The organism is Peribacillus simplex (assembly GCF_001542915.1).
Taxonomy (GTDB): domain Bacteria; phylum Bacillota; class Bacilli; order Bacillales; family DSM-1321; genus Peribacillus; species Peribacillus simplex_B.
Window position 1 is genome coordinate 166,354 of sequence record NZ_LNNH01000059.1, and the last position, 2,841, is coordinate 169,194.

4 protein-coding genes are annotated in these 2,841 nt (G+C 42.9%); all 4 read right to left on the reverse strand.

Annotated elements, in window-relative coordinates:
* Positions 1 to 16: 16 nt before the first annotated feature.
* Positions 17 to 820 carry a glutamate racemase gene (gene racE, locus AS888_RS24460; RefSeq protein WP_061144681.1) on the reverse strand — a complete coding sequence of 268 codons (804 nt, stop codon included), beginning with the start codon at positions 818 to 820 and terminating at the stop codon, positions 17 to 19.
* Positions 821 to 830: 10 nt separating this feature from the next.
* Positions 831 to 1,274, reverse strand: coding sequence for a MarR family winged helix-turn-helix transcriptional regulator (locus tag AS888_RS24465; protein WP_061144682.1), 444 nt, complete (start codon positions 1,272 to 1,274; stop codon positions 831 to 833).
* Between the two features lie 221 nt (positions 1,275 to 1,495).
* The gene (locus AS888_RS24470) at positions 1,496 to 1,720 is read right to left on the reverse strand and encodes a helix-turn-helix domain-containing protein (protein ID WP_028392149.1); all 225 of its coding nucleotides are present in this window, start codon (positions 1,718 to 1,720) and stop codon (positions 1,496 to 1,498) included.
* Positions 1,721 to 1,841: 121 nt separating this feature from the next.
* Positions 1,842 to 2,306, reverse strand: a complete 465-nt coding sequence (locus AS888_RS24475; protein ID WP_061144683.1) for an acyl-CoA thioesterase — start codon at positions 2,304 to 2,306, stop codon at positions 1,842 to 1,844.
* Between the last annotated feature and the right edge of the window lie 535 nt (positions 2,307 to 2,841).

Genomic DNA, 2,841 nt, shown 5'->3' on the forward strand with positions numbered 1-2,841 from the left:
TTCCAAAATGGAAGTCTTATAAGTGATCGATTTTAACGGTTTCAACCATGCTTGTATGAATGCCAAGCCAGCTCGATGCGATCGATCCAAACATATCCCTGGAGCCGGTTGTATAAAAGCGATGTGCCGGGCGGAGCTTGCTTCTATTGATCAATCTATAATAATCCAAGATGACGCTTGCCTCACGGGCCGTCTCTTCCCCCGATGAAATGACCTGCACTCCATTTCCCATATAGGATGAGATGACAGGTCCCAAGAGTGGATAATGGGTACAGCCAAGAATTAACGTGTCAATTTTCGTTTTCTTCAACGGGCTTAAGGTTTGTGCCACGACCCTATTGACGATTTCCCCTTCGAACTCCCCACTTTCTACGATTGGGACAAATTTCGGACAGGCTAAACTGTCCACTTTCACATCGGTATTGATGGAGGCCAATGCGTCATCATAAGCTTTGCTTTTCACCGTACCTTCCGTGCCTATGATGCCAATATGTAAGGAGTTCGACACTTTCAATGCCGCTCTTGCACCAGGATGGATGACACCCAGAACAGGGATCGAAAGTGTCGCCCTGATTTCATCAAGTACCGCCGCTGTTGCTGTGTTGCAAGCTATAATCAGCATTTTAATATCCTTCTTCAACAAAAATCTCGTCATTTGCCATGTGAAGGCTTGAACATCTTTTTTGGATCTGGGCCCGTAAGGACATCTTGCTGTATCGCCTAAATAAATGATATTTTCATTCGGCAGCTGACGCATGACTTCTTTCGCTACAGTCAAGCCGCCTACCCCTGAATCAATGATTCCTATTGGTTGTTTCAAAAAACTCGCCTCATTTTTCTTTCATTTCTTGATGTAGTTTAGCTAAAATCCCTTGAAGGGAAACGATGTCGGCATCATTGAATTGTGCTAACACGCCACTCAAATACTGCTGCCGTTTATTGATCACTTCTTCGATAATCCGTTCCCCTTCACCAAGAAGGTGAATGCGAACCACCCGCCGGTCCTTTTCATCTTTAACACGCTGGACAAGCTGATGCTTCTCCATCCGGTCAATCAGATCCGTGGTTGTGCTGAAGGCAAGAAACATTTTCGTCGACAATTCTCCGATCGTCATGTCGCCCGATTCAAACAGCCATTGCAAAGCCAGGAATTGAGGAATGGTTATTTTATAATCATTTAGGATTTCCCGTCCCCTTTGCTTAATCCAGGACGATACATAGCGCAATTCCTTCTCGATCTCGGCTACATAAGCAACCTGCTTCTCTTCATCCATACACCCAGCTCCCCACTTCATGAAACTTATCATACTACCATTTTGGATGAAAGTGAAATGATTTTCAAGATTGATTGTTCGGAACCTGCGACACCCCGACAAAAAAATAAGCAGCATCCAAAGAAGTCAAAACAATGGAATTGTTTTGGACTTCCTTATATGCTGCCAAATAGAACGGGAGAGAAAATATTTATAAGGCTTACGTATTAAACGCTAACACATTAAAGCTTAAGTTCTCCCATACGAAGGAGTTCTATGACTGCCTGCGAACGTCCTTTGACTCCAAGCTTCTGCATCGCATTCGAGATATGGTTTCGAACTGTTTTTTCGCTAATAAACAATTCACCTGCGATTTCTTTTGTTGTTTTGTCTTGTACTAGTAACTCAAATACTTCTTTTTCTCTTTTGGTGAGTAGTGGCTTATGAGTGAATTCGTTCTCCTTCAAGTAATGTTACCCTCCTTGCCTTCACCAGCATAAAACCCGGAGTGGGTGTCTATTTAGTCAAGATATAGTATGTCGGCTAGTGCAAGGGAGTGACTATTTTACTTCATGGGATGAAATTTTTTCAGGAATGTTCGACCTCCGCATGCCACATCCCTTGCCTCATCTCTTCCGTCCAAGGCGTCGGCTTCCCTGTGTCCTTGGAGACTTGGACGATCGTTCCCCTGCCCGTTAAACATAGGGAACCATCTTGCTTAGTGCCCATGTAATGAATATCTACCGAGGAGGTCCCGATATGGTCGGCTTTCACATGGATCGTCAATCGATCATTGAAAAACACCTGCTGCAGATAATCACACTGCAGATCGGCGACTACCGGAATTTGATCACTTGTGAATGCCGTCCAATCCTTCATGAATCCCAAGCTATTAAAATATTCTATCCGTGCTTCCTCAAAATAAGTAAAAGGTATCGTGTTATTTAAATGCCCGAACATATCCGTTTCCGAAAAGCGGACCTTAATCTCATGTTTAAAAGAAAAATCACTGATCCACTCCGTTATATTATCGATATATGATATTCTGCCCAACTTGTGCACTCCCTTTCGAAAATGAATGGCTATTCACTCATTTTATAAGAAAAATTAGATAATGAAAAGGATTTTCTCTCGGAAAGCTGGTTAATTCGCATACAACTTCCTTCATTTTACAAATTCCATTCATTTCTTATGGAAAAGGATAAAAAAGAGCCCCTATCCTAAGATACGGGCTCTCAGACTGTAGACAAACTCGATGAAAATCGAGTTTGTCTATTTTTATGGCCTGTACAATTTAGACGTTGATTTCCACTCCAGGCACTCGCTTTCCGCGGGCGGTCGGGGAGCCTCCTCGGCTTTGCCTGCGGGGTCTCCCCTAGACGCGCTTTTCCCGCAGGAGTCTCGAACACCCGCTCCAATCAACTTTGTCTTACCTTTTAGATAGAACACTTTTGACTGGAGTCATTTTTGTTTTAAAATTGAAATATAAAAACTTGAGGTGATGAGGATGCTTTCTAAACATGATTCTATTCAGCGAGATCAACTTGAAATGATTACTTTAGATCAACTGGTGCCACCGAACCATTTG